12 protein-coding genes are annotated in these 16,248 nt (G+C 57.7%); 2 read left to right on the top strand and 10 right to left on the bottom strand.

Going from position 1 to position 16,248, the window contains the following annotated elements; genetic code table 11:
* Window positions 1–82: 82 nt before the first annotated feature.
* Both lnt and RVY79_RS09955 read left to right on the top strand, forming a co-directional pair.
* A complete protein-coding gene (gene lnt, locus RVY79_RS09960; protein WP_246921630.1) occupies window positions 83–1,579 on the top strand; it encodes an apolipoprotein N-acyltransferase in 1,497 nt (498 codons plus the stop codon).
* Window positions 1,572–2,327 (top strand): ZIP family metal transporter, encoded by a 756-nt coding sequence (locus RVY79_RS09955; RefSeq protein WP_246921628.1) that lies wholly within the window; start codon window positions 1,572–1,574, stop codon window positions 2,325–2,327. Before lnt ends, RVY79_RS09955 begins: the two co-directional genes overlap by 8 nt.
* A gap of 128 nt (window positions 2,328–2,455) precedes the next feature.
* On the opposite strand, the gene cyoE is transcribed toward RVY79_RS09955, so the two are convergent.
* The 10 genes from cyoE to RVY79_RS09905 all read right to left on the bottom strand — a co-directional run bounded on the left by cyoE (window position 2,456) and on the right by RVY79_RS09905 (window position 16,210).
* A complete protein-coding gene (cyoE, locus tag RVY79_RS09950) occupies window positions 2,456–3,343 on the bottom strand; it encodes a heme o synthase (protein ID WP_246921625.1) in 888 nt (295 codons plus the stop codon).
* Between the two features lie 10 nt (window positions 3,344–3,353).
* Window positions 3,354–3,683 carry a cytochrome o ubiquinol oxidase subunit IV gene (cyoD, locus tag RVY79_RS09945; RefSeq protein WP_035411119.1) on the bottom strand — a complete coding sequence of 110 codons (330 nt, stop codon included), beginning with the start codon at window positions 3,681–3,683 and terminating at the stop codon, window positions 3,354–3,356.
* Window positions 3,683–4,300 carry a cytochrome o ubiquinol oxidase subunit III gene (gene cyoC / locus RVY79_RS09940; RefSeq protein WP_035411122.1) on the bottom strand — a complete coding sequence of 206 codons (618 nt, stop codon included), beginning with the start codon at window positions 4,298–4,300 and terminating at the stop codon, window positions 3,683–3,685. Before cyoC ends, cyoD begins: the two co-directional genes overlap by 1 nt.
* 2 nt (window positions 4,301–4,302) lie before the next feature.
* Complete coding sequence (cyoB, locus tag RVY79_RS09935; RefSeq protein WP_035411125.1) at window positions 4,303–6,282, bottom strand: cytochrome o ubiquinol oxidase subunit I; 1,980 nt, start codon at window positions 6,280–6,282, stop codon at window positions 4,303–4,305.
* 4 nt (window positions 6,283–6,286) lie between these two features.
* Window positions 6,287–7,192: a ubiquinol oxidase subunit II gene (gene cyoA, locus RVY79_RS09930; protein ID WP_224113643.1), complete on the bottom strand. Its 906-nt coding sequence runs from the start codon at window positions 7,190–7,192 to the stop codon at window positions 6,287–6,289.
* 537 nt (window positions 7,193–7,729) lie between these two features.
* Entirely contained in the window at window positions 7,730–8,152 is a 423-nt protein-coding gene (locus RVY79_RS09925) for a hypothetical protein (protein ID WP_246921622.1), read from the bottom strand.
* On the bottom strand, window positions 8,145–9,155 hold the full coding sequence (locus RVY79_RS09920; protein ID WP_317463978.1) for a J domain-containing protein: 1,011 nt from the start codon (window positions 9,153–9,155) through the stop codon (window positions 8,145–8,147). Before RVY79_RS09920 ends, RVY79_RS09925 begins: the two co-directional genes overlap by 8 nt.
* 154 nt (window positions 9,156–9,309) lie before the next feature.
* Window positions 9,310–11,595, bottom strand: a complete 2,286-nt coding sequence (locus RVY79_RS09915; RefSeq protein WP_317463977.1) for a mechanosensitive ion channel family protein — start codon at window positions 11,593–11,595, stop codon at window positions 9,310–9,312.
* Window positions 11,596–11,728: 133 nt separating this feature from the next.
* Window positions 11,729–14,932: a multidrug efflux RND transporter permease subunit gene (locus RVY79_RS09910; RefSeq protein WP_317463976.1), complete on the bottom strand. Its 3,204-nt coding sequence runs from the start codon at window positions 14,930–14,932 to the stop codon at window positions 11,729–11,731.
* Between the two features lie 3 nt (window positions 14,933–14,935).
* Entirely contained in the window at window positions 14,936–16,210 is a 1,275-nt protein-coding gene (locus tag RVY79_RS09905; protein WP_411161721.1) for an efflux RND transporter periplasmic adaptor subunit, read from the bottom strand.
* Window positions 16,211–16,248 lie beyond the last annotated feature (38 nt).

The following is a 16,248-nucleotide window of genomic DNA, read 5'->3' as shown; positions in this document are numbered from 1 at the left end:
GTTCGCTAATTGGGCTCATCTCACCGTTCGCCTTTTCTTTCTGCTGCTGATAAAAAGTAAGCCTCTCGACTAGGAGTACCTGATGCTGTCTTCCTATCGCCCTTGGATGAACTATTTGTTCGCGCTGTTCGCCGGCGCTCTGACAACCTTAACCTTTTCCCCTTTCGAACTGTGGTGGCTTGGACCGATCGCGATTGGCCTCATGTACATAGGACTGCATGATCTGTCACCGGGCCAGGCGGCCCTGAGCGGATGGTGCTATGGGGTAACGCTGTTCGCTTCCGGCACATCATGGGTATATGTATCGATCCATGAATACGGTTACACCGACGTCCCGCTGGCGGTGTTGCTGACAGCTTTATTCGTTGTTCTTCTGGCGTTGTTCTACGCCATCCCATTTTGGCTCTATCGGCGTTTTATTGGTCAGCGCCTGACTTTTCTCAGCTTTGCCGGCCTATGGGTGCTAATAGAAGTGCTGCGCACCTATCTGTTCACTGGCTTCCCCTGGCTATTGCTGGGCAGCGCCCATGTCGACTCGCCACTGGCACCATTGGCCCCTGTGGGCGGCGTTTACCTGCTCACTCTGGTGACCGCGCTGACGGGCACCCTGGGGATAGAATTCTTGCGTCGCCGTTGGTGGGCCGGCGTAATGGTCGCTGCTCTCTGGCTAGTTCCCTGGCTGCTGCCCTTGCAGTGGACCACGGCCAGTGCAGAGCGCGTAGAAGTCAGCCTGTTACAAGGCAACCTGCCGCAACTAACCAAATGGACGAGCGAGGGGCGCCGCAATGCCGCCAAGACTTATGCCCGCTTATCTCGTGAACTGAGCAATGACGTCGACTTGGTTATCTGGCCGGAAACCGCGCTTCCTATGAATCAGGCCCAAGCCACGCCGCTCCTTGAGGATGTGCTGACGAAGCTTCCAACGGAGACCGCATTACTTACCGGTATCGTTCAGCGCGATGACGCGGGGCGCTACTACAATGCGGTGATAGGGGCTGGCGAAGCGACAGGCACATATCGCAAGGCGCATTTGGTGCCATTCGGCGAGTACATACCTCTGGAGGAGCTTTTACGTGGCATAATCGCCTTTTTTGATCTACCCATGTCCGACTTCACGGCAGGGGACACTAAACAGGCACCGATCCGTGCCGCCGGCCTGAGTATCGGCATTGCGATCTGCTACGAGATCATTTTCCCCGAGCTCGTGGCAGAACGCGCCAAAGACGCCAATTTGTTGCTAACGGTCTCCAACGACACCTGGTTCGGCGACACTATCGGGCCGCTTCAGCATCTGCAGATGGCTCGACTGCGCGCACTTGAAAACGGCCTTTACCTTTTGCGTGCCACCAGCAACGGCGTGACAGCCGTCATCGATCCGCAAGGTAAAGTCATCGCCCGCTTACCACAGTTCAAAATAGGCAGCCTCAGCGAAGACGTTCGAGCCATGCAAGGGCAGACGCCGTTCACTCGAACGGGGAGCTGGCCTACCTGGCTGCTAGCCTCGTTGTTTATCCTGCTTGGGGCGCGTTGGCGAAGCGCAAACGGCAAGACCTACTCAAGGATGATGTGTCATGGATAACCTTTGGCTGACCCTGGGACTGGCCCTGTTGCCGGCGCTGGGCAACTTCTGTGGCGGCCTGTTGGCCGAGCTATCGCGTACCACCCCACGGCGCCTCAACCTGGCGCTGCATGGAGCTTCAGGGCTGGTCATCGCCATTGTCGCCGTGGAGATCATGCCACGCGTGCTCGAGAGCCTGTCGGCGTGGGCGATTGCCGCCTCATTCGCCTTGGGCGGCGTGGCCTATATAGGTATCGAGCAACTGGTCGACCGCCTACAGAAGCCCGAACAGGGCGCAGCTTCAGGCCGTACGGCGATGTGGATGATCTACATCGCCGTGTCCATCGACCTGTTCAGCGACGGCCTGTTGATCGGTGCCGGCTCCGCCGTGGCCACCTCCGTGGCCTTGATCCTGGCCGCCGGTCAGGTACTGGCCGATTTTCCGGAGGGCTACGCCACCATTGCCGACATGAAGAGCAAGGGCGTGTCGCGCAGCAAGCGTCTGCTGCTGTCGGCATCCTTCGTGGTTCCCGTGCTGCTGGCGGCCAGCTTGGCGTATTTCCTGCTGCGTAATCAGCCCGAGTTCTTCAAGCTGGCCGCGCTGACGTTCACTGCCGGGCTACTGATGGTTGCAGCCGTGGAGGAGATGCTCTCCGAAGCGCACGAAAGCAAGGAAGACACGCGTAGCTCGATCTTGGCCTTCGTCGGTGGATTCGTTCTGTTCGTGCTGGTTTCGGCAGGGTTGGAGGCCTGGATGACCCCATCGTGATCATCAACACCGAGCTGGGCGTCGGGCCGCTAGCAAAGTGCAGTGAACCAAAAAAGCCACACGCGAGCGTGTGGCTTGATTCGATGGCAGCATCTTGCCATAGGCTGGCGCTTCGTAGCGCAACGAAGTCAGCGTAACGAGGTCCACAGCACCGGCGGACCGGGTAGCTGAAAATCGATCGCCATCATCACGCTCAAGGCGGTAATGGTAAAGATCGAGAAGATGAAGACCTTCTTTGCCCACGCCTCGTCATTAGTCGTGCGGAAACCAGTCAACGCCATGTATAGCCAGTAGCCACCCATCGCTGCGGCGACGATAAAGTAGCCATAACCGGCATAGCCGGCGAAGCTGAGCAATAGCGTTGCGACGAGAAACGCGACAATATAGCCAACGATATAGTGCTTGGCGGTCTTCACGCCCCGGATCACCGGCAGCACCGGAATCGAAGCGGCGCGATAGTCCTTGAAGCGGAAGATGGCGATCGCGTAGGAGTGCGGCATCTGCCACAAGCAGAAGATCAACAGCAGCGTCAGCGCACCGAGATCGAACTGACCGCTGACCGCACAATAGCCAACCACCGGCGGCGCCGCACCCGACAGGCTGCCGATCAGCGTGCCGTACTCGGAGTGGCGCTTCAGGTAGAGACTATAAGCGCCCACGTAGATGGCGAAGCCGATCGCCGCGAACAACAGGGCGGTGGGCGTGGTGCCGACGTACAGCACGCCGAAGCCGGCCACCCCCAGCAGCGTGGCGAACACCAGCGTCGCCCGGGGCGACACCAGGCCCTGGACCAGCACCCGATCCTGGGTGCGCTGCATCAGCCGGTCGATATCGCGATCGATATAGTTATTGAACGCACAGCCGGAAGCGATCACCAGCGCGATCCCCACCACCGTGGCCAGCAGGAGCATGACGTCCACGCTGCCCTGCGAGGCCAGGAAGAAGCCCCCGGCCACGGAGATCAGGTTGCCGAAGATGATCCCCGGCTTGGTCAGCGACAGGTAGGCCTTGTACATCACCTGGCGATCACATCAAGTTGAGGCGCAGGTTGTGCATGATCCATATAGACCCTCCAATGATTAGCCCCAGAATTACCGCAGTGAAGAAGAAGAATCCTCCCGATTCACGTCCCTCTTGCGTTTTCAATTCAAGATGCATGAACAGGATCAACTGGACCAAGATCTGCAAAACGGCCATAAAGATGATTGTGACGATTGTCGCCGTGGTACCGAAGCCACCCAGCATGACCACGCCGAAGGCCACGAGCGTCAGTATGATCGATAGAATCAGGCCGATTACATAGGTCTTGACGCTGCCGTGGTTGCCACTGTCGTGGGAAGCATGTGTGTCGCTCATTACAGAACTCCCATCAGATAGACGAAGGTGAAGACACAGATCCACACGATATCCAGGAAGTGCCAGAACAGACTGAGGCACATGATACGCGGCCGCGTCTTGTCGTTAAGACCCTTCGTGTAAAGCTGGACGATCATCACCAGCATCCAGATCAGGCCGAAGGCCACGTGAAGACCGTGCATGCCGACCAGGGTGAAGAAGGAGGATAGGAAAGCACTACGATCCGGTCCGAAGCCTTCGGCAATCAGATGATAAAATTCATAGATTTCCAACCCGATGAAGCCGGCACCCAGCAAGAAGGTGATGCCCAGCCATCCTTTCACCTGCGCCAAACGATCGGCATGCATGGCCAGTACAGCCATGCCATAGGTAAAACTACTGAATAGCAGCAGGAAAGTACTGATCAAAATCAGCGGGAGCTCGAAGATATCGGCCCCGGAGGGGCCGCCCGCCGTGCCATTCATTAGCACGGCATAAGTGGCAAAAAGGCTCCCGAAGATGACCAGGTCACTCATCAGGTAGATCCAGAAGCCGAATACCTTCATGCCACTGGCATCGTGGTGCTCATGCCCGTCATGGGCATGAGCGTCATGTTGATTAACAGTTTGCGTCGTCATGATTACGCCTGCATCTCCAGCCGTTTATGGTGCTCGCGTTCGATACGCTCGACTTCCGCCGCAGGGACGTAATAGTCGATATCGTCATTGAAGACACGAAACATGAAGGCTACGAACATGCCGATGGCACTTACACCGGCCAGCCACCAGATATGCCAGACTAGCGCGAACCCGAACACGATGCTGATCAGACCGATAATCGGTCCCGCCACGGTGTTCTTCGGCATGTGAATGTCTTCGTACTGGGTCGGTTTGTCCGCTGCCATGCCTTTCTCTTTCTTCGCTTCCCAGAAGGCATCGATGGAGCCGACGTTGGGCAGATGCGCGAAGTTGTAGAACGGTGCAGGAGAAGACGTCGACCACTCTAGCGTCCGTGCATCCCACGGATCGCCCGTGATGTCGGCATTCTTCTCACGATCGCGAATGCTCACGATGAACTGAATCACGGTGCAGGCGATACCGCACAGGATGAGGACGGCACCGAACCATGCCACGATCATCAGCGGCTGCCAATCGGCATTGGCGTAGGACTGCATGCGGCGCACCGCACCGTAAAAGCTCAAGATATAGAGCGGCATGAAGGCGAGGTAAAAGCCGATAATCCAGCACCAGAAGGAACGCTTGCCCCACTTTTCGTCAAGCGTAAAGCCGAAGGCCTTCGGGAACCAGTAGGTCAGACCCGCGAGCATACCGAACACCACACCGCCGATGATGACGTTATGGAAGTGAGCGATGACGAACAGACTGTTATGCAGCACGAAGTTAGCGCCGGGCACTGCCAACATCACCCCGGTCATGCCACCGATGGTGAAGGTGATGATAAAGCCCAGTGTCCACAGAACCGGCGACGTGAACTCCAGCCGACCGCGATACATGGTGAACAACCAGTTGAAGATCTTCACCCCGGTCGGAATGGCGATGATCATCGTCGCGATCCCGAAGAACGCGTTGACATCGGCACCGGCACCCATGGTGAAGAAGTGGTGCAACCATACCGTGAATGACAGGAAGGCTATAGCCACAGTCGCCCAGACCATGGTGTTGTAGCCGAACAAGCGCTTCTTGGCGAAGGTCGCGATGACCTCGGAGAACACCCCGAACGCCGGCAGGATGAGAATGTACACCTCAGGATGGCCCCAGGCCCAGATGAGGTTGACGTACATCATCATGTTGCCGCCCATATCGTTCGTGAAGAAGTGCATCCCCAGGTAACGATCGAGTGTCAGCAGCGCGATGGTCGCGGTCAGAATCGGGAACGATAGAATGATCAGTACATTGGCGCACAACGACGTCCAGGTGAAGATCGGCATGCGGAACAACGTCATGCCTTTGGTGCGCATCCTCAGGATGGTGACGAAGAAGTTGATACCGGTCAGAGTGGTCCCGATCCCCGATATCTGCAGTCCCCATATCCAGTAATCAACCCCGACTCCAGGACTGTACTTGATCCCCGACAATGGCGCATAGGCCAACCAGCCCGTCTTGCCGTATTCACCGATAAACAGCGATACCATGGTCAGTGCCACACCCGCGATGAACAGCCAGAAACTCAGGTTGTTCATGAACGGGAAGGCGACGTCACGCGCGCCGATCTGCAGTGGCACGACCAGGTTCATCAGGCCGATAACCATGGGCATGGCCACGAAGAAGATCATGATCACACCATGCGCGGTAAAGATCTGATCGTAATGCTCAGGCGGTAGATAGCCCTCGGAGCCCCCGGCGGCCAAGGCCTGCTGGGTACGCATCATGATGGCGTCGGCGAAACCGCGCAGCAGCATGACCAATGCCACGAGGAAATACATGATACCCAGCTTCTTGTGGTCGACGGAGGTCAACCACTCCGTCCATAACCACTTCCACTTCTTGAAATACGTCAGAGCCCCGACGACGACCAAGCCCCCCAGCAGTACGACAATAGCCGTCGCAACAAGGATGGGCACATCGTAAGGGATATCCTCAAGGGTGAGTTTTCCGAACATAATCTTACTCCGCTGCCTCTGCGCTCATGGACGACTCGCCATAACCATCTTGTCCACCTTCACCGCTACCGTCTTTAAAACTCTCGATGATGTCGCGGTACAGGCCTGACGTTACGTCGGAGAAATATTCCACAGGATGGTCCGTGGACGGTTCCGCCAACTCTTGGTAGCTCCCATCGTAAGAGAGCGTTTCGGATGACTGCCCCACCTTGTCGACCCAGGCATCGAAATCATCCTGCGACATGGCGCGTGCATCGAAGGTCATCTCCGAGAAGCCCTCGCCACTATAATTGGAAGATTTGCCGGCGTAGACGCCTGCTTCATTGGCGACTAGATAAACGTCGTTATCCATGCCCGCCATGGCATAGATCTGACTGCCCAGGGTAGGAATGAAGAACGAGTTCATCACCGATGCCGAGGTCACTTTGAAATGCACCGGCACATCGACCGGCATGGCCACTTCGTTGACCGTTGCGATGCCTTGTTCGGGGTAGATGAACAGCCACTTCCAATCCAAGGAGACGACCTGTACTTCCATGGTCTCGGCGTCGGATTCGATTGGCTTGTTCGGATCCAGCGAATGTGACGTTTTCCAGGTAATGATCCCCAGAAACAGGATGATTACGCAGGGTATGAGCCACACGAAGACTTCGATCTTGTTGGAGTGCGCCCAGTCCGGCATGTACTTGGCGGCATGATTGCTATGCCGATATTTCCAAGCGAAAACCACCGTCATGATGAGGACGGGGATCACCACGATCATCATCAGCCAGAAGGCAGTAATGATCAGCGATTTCTGTTCCACCCCGATCTGACCCTTGGGATCCATCAGCGCCGAGCCGCAGCCACTAAGCAGCACTGCGATCAAGGGCAGGATACCGAGCCATCCCAGGTTCTTCTTCATTCTCATTGCATGGCCTCACTCAAGCATGGGAAGACGTTGCAGCGCTTGCTCATTGAATGCTTTCCTCCGTTGGCGACCCTTAGGCCCGACGGTCAAAATGGAACGACACATTCGCCAACGGAACATCAGCGACTTGGAGCGTGTCCAAAAGGTCAGCTACTTTCCTTGCTGACCACTTGGAAACGCCCCATGGCATGCATCTCGACCAACCACCGGTTTCCTGGCTGCCAATGTCACGAGTGTGGTGCACTCTGAAAATTGGGCGTAACGCGCATGCTAGGCAATGACGTATATCTCCGCCATGAACGAGCACACCCGCTTACGCCATCTCGCTCCTAGCCTGTCTGCCAAGGGACCGCCACCCGGTCGAACACGAGCAGCAGGCAGGGAGTACCGACGGGGCGGCATTCTGAAGCAAAATCAGGCGAAATAGAAGCGACCAATTGCCGCAGCCATGTCGCACATTAAGCCTCTTGACTGAGCAGACGCTCATACGATTGTAGGGGGTAGCACGGGGGCGCTCAACGACACCATGGCATGCAGTCAGAAAAGATCCGGCGCAAACACCAGCAACGCCACGCCAGCGCCCGTGACCAGCGAAATTCCGCCGCTCCATAGCATCATCCTGCGCACTTGCTGCCAGGTATCGTGGACGCGTACGGCACGCGCCACCTTGACCTTTAGCTCAGCGTAGCGGGCGTACTCATCATCGGCGCTGATCGAGAAGTCATTGGCCACGCTACCGTTCCAATACGGCGCATGACTCAACCCCATGCGTGCGCGCAGCAGCCCGATGCCCGTCAAAGTGCCATAGAGTTGGTCGTATTCACGCTTGCGGGACTCGACGCGCAGGACGTCTTCGGCATCCGTCTTGACGGCTTGATTCTCGCAACGCGCAATGGCCCGTGCGATGTCCGCGTCACTCGCCGAGACGTGGATATCCAATCGTCGATAAAGATCACGCATGTTGGCGCATCAAATAATCATAGGCGTTCTTGATTCGCTGAAAGCGCAGCGAGGCCGTGACCATCGCCTCCTGACTCTGCGCATGATAGCGATCGGGATGGTATTTTTGAGCTAGACGCCGATAAGCGCGCTTGATATCGCTCTTCTGTGCGTTTTCCATCAACCCCAGCACAGCCAATGCCCGCTGGGCCTTTTCATTACCCGCAGCATGCCCCTTGGCATGTGCACCTTCGTGGGAAAAGCCCTCATGAGAGAAGCCCTCGCGGTGCCGCTTTTCCTCGCCTGAATGCTGACCGTCATTCGTCTGCTCACGCTGCCCGGTGTCCTCACGCCGCCAACGCCAGCGACGTCGCCGAGTTTCTTCACGCTCTTCCTTGGCATGCTCACTCTGACGATAGCGCCGCTCCTGCCGGTGATGCTCTCGCGAGCCTTGCGCATTGCCCTCCTCCCCGGTCGTGCGTTCTCGCGAATGTGCGCCACGCGCACCGTCATGATCTTGTCGGGAAGAATGCCGATGATCGGCACTCTCGCGAGCCCGCCAGTAATGCGCGGCACTAGGATCCTCGGGCACCGCCAGCGGGTAACCGGCGACATCCCGAAACAAGACCTCGAATCTCTCAGGCGCTACGCTCAACAGGTCAGCCAGAAAACGCAGTACATGATGCTGGCCAGCCGCCAATGCCCCTTCGTGGGTTGCCACATGAATCGCCTGGCGAAGAAAGGTTTCTCGGCGCGGCCCACGATAATAGCGCTGCAGCACTTCCGCTGCGAGCTGCAAGGCCACGAAATCCGGTGCACTCGCCAGATCGACGATCAACTGATAGCCATGGTCATGACGAAAGTCCCCGGTGAGCTCATCGAGCAAGGCGCGCTTGCGGTCGCTCAACGTACCTTGACCATCGCTCATCGCCAGCCAGGCCAGTAACAACAACGCGGCCGTATCGGCCTCGTTACGGCTGCTGAGCAACAAGCGCTCGAAAGGCGTAAAACGCGATGATGCCATGCCAGCTCCTGGCTTGCGGGTTGTTCGTTATAGGTGATCGCCGCGTGGTGTGCGAGCATCCTATGAGCATCGGCCGCTTTTTGCATACCTTTAACGGCAACGCCATGACATGAGTCATCCCCTTATTGCTAGATAACCATCTCCACAGGCGCCATCAGTTCGTATCGGATGGCGCATCGCTGGCATCACCACTGGCTGTCGTGGCACGCCCGGTCGCAGTCGGCAAATTCGCGGCCTCACCAGTTGCCTGCTCGAGACTCACGCTCATGCGCGGCATGGCGAGCTCCACACCCAGCTCATCGAAACGCCTTTTGAGCCGAAGGTTGAAGGCCCGCGCCACGTCCCACTGCATGATCGGTGCCGTACGCATGCGCATGCGCAGAATCGCCGCACCGGCATCGAAACTTTCGACCCCCTGGAGTTCCAGCGGCGACCAGATGTAATGCCGCATCATTGGATCGCGGCGCAGCTCCTCGGCTACTTCACGTACGATGGCGATCGCTTCATCGATCTTCATGTGATGCGCCACGCGAATGCGCATCAGGGCGACACCGAATTCCCGTGAAAAATTCTGGATTCCCTTGATCTGGCTATAGGGGAGCGTATGCACGATGCCATCCAGGTCACGCAAGCGCACGGTGCGCAGACTCAACCCCTCGACCGTTCCTGTGTGCCCACTCAGGTCGACGAAATCGTCGATGGCCAACGAATCCTCGATCAGGATGAACAGCCCCGTAATCAGGTCCTGTACCAGCGTCTGAGCGCCGAAGCCCACCGCCAGACCGATCACCCCGGCACCGGCCAGCAAGGGCGTGACGTTGACCCCCAGATTGGCCAACGCGACGATAACCGCGATGATCACGATAGTGGCGAAGACCACCTTGCGAATCAGCGGGGTAATGGTCTGCGCACGCGTGCTCTGAGCCCGCGTACTCTGCGCCCGCGCGCCACGCCCCCGTTTCGAAGACAGTAACGCGCGCTCGATCGCGGTATCGACAAGGATCCATATCAACCATGCCAGCAACAACGTCATGCCGATGCTGATCAGCGATTGCCCGATACGCTGACTGATCCCCTCGTCCCCGCCAAAAGCCAGCAACGACAACCCCCAGACGCGCATCGCCAACTCGGCGAAAGCCAGCCAACTGATCAGATGCGCCAAGGTATAGCCAAAGCGCACCAGGCGGCGTTGATACTGCGATTGTCGACGCTGCTTGGAAGGCTGTTCGGCATGACGATGAATCAAGCCATTGACGATCAGGGTCACCACCAGCAAGCCGGCGGTCACGATGGCCTTGGCAAAGGCGCTGCGCGAATCCCCCTCGGAGGTCAAGATGGCAATAAGCGAAACCACGACCATGAACAGGACCGGCACATGCCACAATGTACCGATCACTCGAATCAACTCACTGCTGGCACGCTTATCACGCCGGTAACGATAGGGCCGATTGCGGATCAGATGCTTGATGGGACGCTTGAAACGGATCGCGAATGCCCCTGTCAACAAGGCCGCCGTGACGTTGGCCAGCATCGATATCATCTCAGCCAATGATGCCCCCAGAGCCGAGCGCAGTTCCGCAGAATTCGCGGCATCGCCCAACGCGACCAGCGCGCCAATGATGAACAGCCATCGAGCGGCGCGGCGATGCAGAATACGCAGGGCGACACGACGATGGCCATTGGCGAACAACGAAAAGACGACTTCGCAGACGGCGGTGAACAAAATACCGCACAGAGTGATATAAGCGATCACCATCGCCAGCGTCATCCCCAACGTGGACGTCGTCATGCCATGCACGACGCCTAGGGTTATCCCGAAAGCGAGCCCCCAAGGGAGCAGGCGCCGCAGCATGTGACGCACCAGCATCCAGGTGCTCGGTTCAGCGCTGAGCGTGAGCTGCATGTCCATGCGCTTGGCTAAACGACGCCCGCCAACCACCATCAGCGCCGCGCTACCACCCCACAACCCCAGCACCCAGGCGAAGTCGCCGATGAGGTGCAGCAGCGACTCCAGCGATGCGACGCGTTGCATCAGGGTATCGCCTGCCCGCTCACCCAAGTGCTGCCAATACTCGAGCGGAGTCATGACCTCGCCGGAGTCACTCAGCGAGGTCAGCGAGTCGGCGATGGCACCCAGCAATCCACGCGGTGACTCGGGCTTCGCATCAGCACCGGCGACTTCCAACGAGGCCCGCAATTCACGTAGCTGCGTGAGCAAGGCCTCTCGACGCCCTTGATCCTCGAGCAGCGCGATAACACTATCCAGCGATTCACGTGCCTGCTCTTTCGATGGCGTCGTTCCTTGCTCACCTGGGCTACTGCCACCCCCGGACAATGCCGCCAGCGGCGATGCACTTTGCCCCCACGCCGCGCCGGAAAACACCAGTAGCGCACATAAGAGTACGAGCCATCGGCCCCAATGCGCCGCTCTGTTCGTCATGCTCACCTCGCCTTGTCTTTCCATCGTCACAGAGTGCCCTAACCGAACGTTGCAACCAACCGACAGACCTCAACCAAGCGCATAAAAAAAGCCAGGGCGCGAGGCCCTGGCCATAATACGATTCAATCGGCGATCAGTGGCGGCTGGCCGGTGGTGCGGACGCCGCCGACGCCTCGTCGTCATCCTCGTGATGGGAGGATACACCCCGCTTGCGCTGCAGCCACTCCTGCACATTGGCGATCATCGTGTAGAACGCCGGCACGAAGAAGCTCGCCAACACGGCCACCGAGACCATGCCCATCGCCACCGTGGTACCGATGTGATGGCTATTGGTATCGTTGGCGCCACTCGCGATGGCTAGTGGCAAGGTGCCGAAGATGAACGCCAGCGAGGTCATCACGATCGGCCGGAAACGCAGCTCGGAAGCGGTGATCGCGGCCTCTCTGATCGACTTGCCGAGTTCGCGCCGCTGCAACTCGGCGAACTCGACGATCAGGATGGCATTCTTGGCCGCCAACCCGACCACCACCAGCATACCTACCTGGACATAGACACTGGTATCCAACCCACGCAGCACGATCCCGCCAATGGACCCGATAAAGGCGAATGGCACTGCAGTGATGACCGCCAGCGGCAGCGCCCAGCTTTCGTACTGCGCCGCGAGGATCAGGAAGACCATCAAAATACCGAAGGTAATGGCAATCAACGCGGCATTGCCGGCATTGACTTCCTGGAAGGAAGTACCCGTCCAGCCCATGCCCCACTCGTTGCCGAGCTGTTGCTGCACCACTTCTTGCATCGCGGCAATCGCCTGGCCCGAGCTATAGCCCGGCGCAGGCTGGCCCTGAAATTGTGCCGACGGGTACACACCGTAACGCGTTACCACCGATGCCGCCGATTGCCGCTCCAGGGTCACGAACTCGGAGATCGGGATGCGTTGACCATCGCCGCCACGCACGAAGATTTGATCAAGATCATCGGGTGTCTGGCGATATTCGTCCTCGTTTTGCATGTAAACTTGGAAGTTACGGTTCTGATACGTGAAATAGTTCACGAAACCACTACCCAGCGTATTCGACAGCGTCGTATTGAGATCGCTGAGAGACACGCCGTAGCTAAGTACCTTCTCTCTATTCACTTGAGCGCGATACACGGGTGTAGAGGCACTGAACGTCGTAAACACACGGGCCAGTTCCGGGCGCTGGTTGGCGGCTTGCATGATCTTGCCCGCCGCCTGCATCAGTTCCTTGGAATCGGCTCCGCCGTAGGATTGCAGATAGGCAGTGAAGCCGCCGGTGGTCGATAGCCCGATGATCGGCGGCATATTGAAAGCCATGGCGGTACCGCCCTCTAGCCCGGCAGCGATCCGGTTGATCTTGGCGATCATCTCCGTGACGGTTTCCTGACGCTCGCCCCATGGTTTCATGGTGATGAACATCACGCCCTTCGACGTATTGACCGCACTGGTCAGCATGTCGTAGCCCGCGACCGCCGTGGAATACGCCACTGCCGGATCCTGCTCGATCTTGTTGCTCAATTTGTCCATGAAGGCCGTCGTGCGCGCCAGAGAAGCTCCCGCAGGCAAATTCACACTGGCAATGGCAATCCCTTGGTCCGTTTCCGGCACCAATGTCGACGGATTGCTTTGGTACAGCCAGTAAGAAGAACCAATGATTAGCGCCGTCAACACCAGCGTCAGTACCCAGGCCTTTACCAGCAAACGCACGACCGCCATGTAACCCCGCGTCACCCAATCGAAGAAGCGATCGAACAACCGAAAGGGCGTCGAGACAGCACGCGCGAGCTTGGAAGTGCCTATCTCTGACTTGTGCTTGACGAAAAGCGCACTCATCGCCGGCGTAAAGGTCAACGCCACGACTGCCGAGATCGCTACGGAAATCGCGATCGTCAACGCGAACTGCTGATAGATCTGCCCGGTAAACCCGCCCAAGAATGCTACGGGAATGAATACCGCCGCCATGATGAACGAGGTCGCAATAACAGGGCCACTGACTTCCTTCATGGCCGTAATGGCCGCCTTGCGTATGGATATATTGGGGTCTTCCTCCAATAATCGCTCGACGTTTTCCACTACCAATATCGCGTCATCGACCACGATACCGATCGCCAATACCATGGCGAACAGCGATAGCAGGTTGATCGAGAAACCGAACATGTACAGTCCGGCGAAGGTCCCCACCACCGAGACCGGCACCACCGACATGGCGATGATCGTGGTGCGCCAGTTCTGCAGGAAGATGAACACGATGACCGCCACGATCAACAAGGCTTCGATAAACGTATGGAATACCGAATCTACCGAAGCACTGATGAACAATGTCGTGTCATAGGGCACTTCGTATTTGAGCCCCGGCGGGAAACGCTTGGACAGCTCGTCCATCTTGCTTTTGACGGCCTCGGCGGTTTCCAGCGCATTGGCGCCCGGCTGCTGATTGATCATGATCGGCGTCATCGTATTGCCGTTCATGTTGGCATTGATCGAATAGGAGGATGCCCCTAGTTCGACACGTGCCACATCACTCAGGCGCAACGTCGAGCCGTCGGCGTTGGTGCGCAGGATGATATTGCGAAACTCATCCGCCGTAGAAAGCCGACCCGGTGCCGTCACCGTATAGGTATAGGCACGCGGATCATCTTGGGGCGCCTGCGACAAGGCGCCCGCCGGGGTCGCGGTATTCTGTGCGCGAATGGCGCTCGTGACCTCGGCGGTGGTGATATCGTATTGCGCCAATTTACCCGGCTGAAGCCAGATACGCATGGCGAATTCGCCACCGCCCAGCACCTCGGCCGACCCCACGCCCGGCACCTGGCGCAGCTCATTGAGAATGTTGAGCGTGGCATAGTTCTGCATGAAAATGCTGCCGTACTCACCACTCGGCGAAGTCAACGCCACCAACATCAGGATACTGCTCGAGCTAAGCTCGACCGTAACGCCCTGCGACTGCACCGACTCGGGCAACTGGGACAACGCCTGCTGAACGCGATTATTGACATTGATGGTATTGATATCGCCATCGGTACCGATCTCGAATGAAACGTTCATCTGCATCGAGCCATTATCGGCACTGGTCGAGGTCATGTAGATCATGTTCTCGACACCATTGATCGCCTCGGCGAGCGGCGCAGCAACGGTCTTAGAAACCGTCTCGGCATCGGCCCCAGGATAGGTTGCCTGTACCGATACCGTCGGTGGCACCACACTGGGATATTGCTCGATGGGCAAGACACGCATCGCCATTATCCCGATCAGCGCGATGATGATCGAGATGACCGTGGCGAAGATCGGTCGCTTGATGAAGAAATTGGAAATATTCATCCGTCAGGCTCCGCTCGCCTGCTTGGCTTGGCTCGTCGAGGACGAAGACTTGGCATTCGACTGTTTCTGAGCTGCCTGCGACTCGCCACTGGTGCCGGGAACTGTCTCAGCTTCGCCATCAAAAGGCTGGGGATCGACGGCCGCTCCCGGGCTAAGGTTACCAATATCACTCACCAGGACACGGTCACCTGAATCGAGGCCGGATTTGATGATCATCCACGCCCCTGCGGTATCACCCAACTGAACGGTACGTGTGCGTATCTTGTTATCTTTGCCCAGTACATAGACTTGAGGGCCCATTAACCCCTGAGTCACGGCAATTTCGGGTACTGCGAACACGTTATAGCGCTTCAAACCTTCCAGCGTGACGCGCACGAACTGGCCGGGCAGATAAAACCCATCGGGATTATCGAAAAAAGCATTGGCTTGGACGGTGCTAGTGTTCTCATCGACACGAGAACCTAAAAACTGGATGCGTCCGGTCAGGCTATCTTTCGGCAATCCAGGAATTTGCAGGTTGGCCGTTACCGTCTGCTGACCATTTTCATGTCGCTGACGACGAAGCTGGAAGGCTTCTTCCTGGGGAAGCTGAAAACGCACTTCGAGAGGATCAAGCGGCGTAATCGTCGCCAGCTCGGTACCATCGTTGACGAGATTGCCAAGGTTTACTTCGCTCAGACTGATCATGCCCGATGTCGGCGCTTCAACATCCGTGTAGTCGAGATCGATACGTGCGCTATCCAAAGCCGCCTGGGCTTGCGCAACATTGGCACGCGCGACCTTCAGGTCAGCGAGCGCCTGATCGCGCTGCTGGACACTGACCGAATTCTGCTTCAACAAACGCTGATAGCGATTCGCATTGGCTTGTGCCAACTCGGCATTGGCCTTGGCACTCGCCAGGTCCGCCTCACGTTGTCGCACGATGGCCTCATAGACTTCTGGCTCAATCGTGTAAAGACTCTGGCCTTTCTCTACCTGCTCGCCAGGCTCGAAGTGGCGCTCCTCCAACATCCCACTTACCCGCGCCACCACGGTGACATCGTGATCGCTACGCAACATGGCGGGATAGGACTTCTCGAGCGTGATATCGCGCTTGGTCATTTCCATGACCTGAGCCTTCGTGGGCGGAGGGGAAGCGCTTTTCGCCTGCTGTTGGCCGGCGTCATCGCTGCCGCAGCCCATCAACAGAACACCCGCCAACGCCACGGCCACAAGGCCCCGGCGCTCATTCCCTGTCGTGGATACCATTGGTATTTTACCTTGTTTGATCGAGATCAATGATGGCCAAGACTACACGCATACATACATGAATGTAA

The organism is Chromohalobacter sp. HP20-39 (assembly GCF_033052815.1).
GTDB lineage: Bacteria > Pseudomonadota > Gammaproteobacteria > Pseudomonadales > Halomonadaceae > Chromohalobacter.
The sequence above is the reverse complement of the archived record's forward strand: the minus strand, read 5'-3'. Positions and strand labels throughout refer to the sequence as shown.

Excerpts from the sequence above, each read along its gene's own strand:
- lnt (WP_246921630.1), top strand. The coding sequence starts at position 83 with ATGCTGTCTTCCTATCGCCCTTGGATGAACTATTTGTTCGCGCTGTTC.
- cyoB (WP_035411125.1), bottom strand. The coding sequence starts at position 6,282 with ATGTTCGGAAAACTCACCCTTGAGGATATCCCTTACGATGTGCCCATC.
- RVY79_RS09915 (WP_317463977.1), bottom strand. The coding sequence starts at position 11,595 with ATGACGAACAGAGCGGCGCATTGGGGCCGATGGCTCGTACTCTTATGT.
- cyoA (WP_224113643.1), bottom strand. The coding sequence starts at position 7,192 with ATGAGAATGAAGAAGAACCTGGGATGGCTCGGTATCCTGCCCTTGATC.
- RVY79_RS09920 (WP_317463978.1), bottom strand. The coding sequence starts at position 9,155 with ATGGCATCATCGCGTTTTACGCCTTTCGAGCGCTTGTTGCTCAGCAGC.
- cyoC (WP_035411122.1), bottom strand. The coding sequence starts at position 4,300 with ATGACGACGCAAACTGTTAATCAACATGACGCTCATGCCCATGACGGG.
- RVY79_RS09925 (WP_246921622.1), bottom strand. The coding sequence starts at position 8,152 with ATGCGTGATCTTTATCGACGATTGGATATCCACGTCTCGGCGAGTGAC.
- cyoE (WP_246921625.1), bottom strand. The coding sequence starts at position 3,343 with ATGTACAAGGCCTACCTGTCGCTGACCAAGCCGGGGATCATCTTCGGC.
- cyoD (WP_035411119.1), bottom strand. The coding sequence starts at position 3,683 with ATGAGCGACACACATGCTTCCCACGACAGTGGCAACCACGGCAGCGTC.
- RVY79_RS09910 (WP_317463976.1), bottom strand. The coding sequence starts at position 14,932 with ATGAATATTTCCAATTTCTTCATCAAGCGACCGATCTTCGCCACGGTC.
- RVY79_RS09955 (WP_246921628.1), top strand. The coding sequence starts at position 1,572 with ATGGATAACCTTTGGCTGACCCTGGGACTGGCCCTGTTGCCGGCGCTG.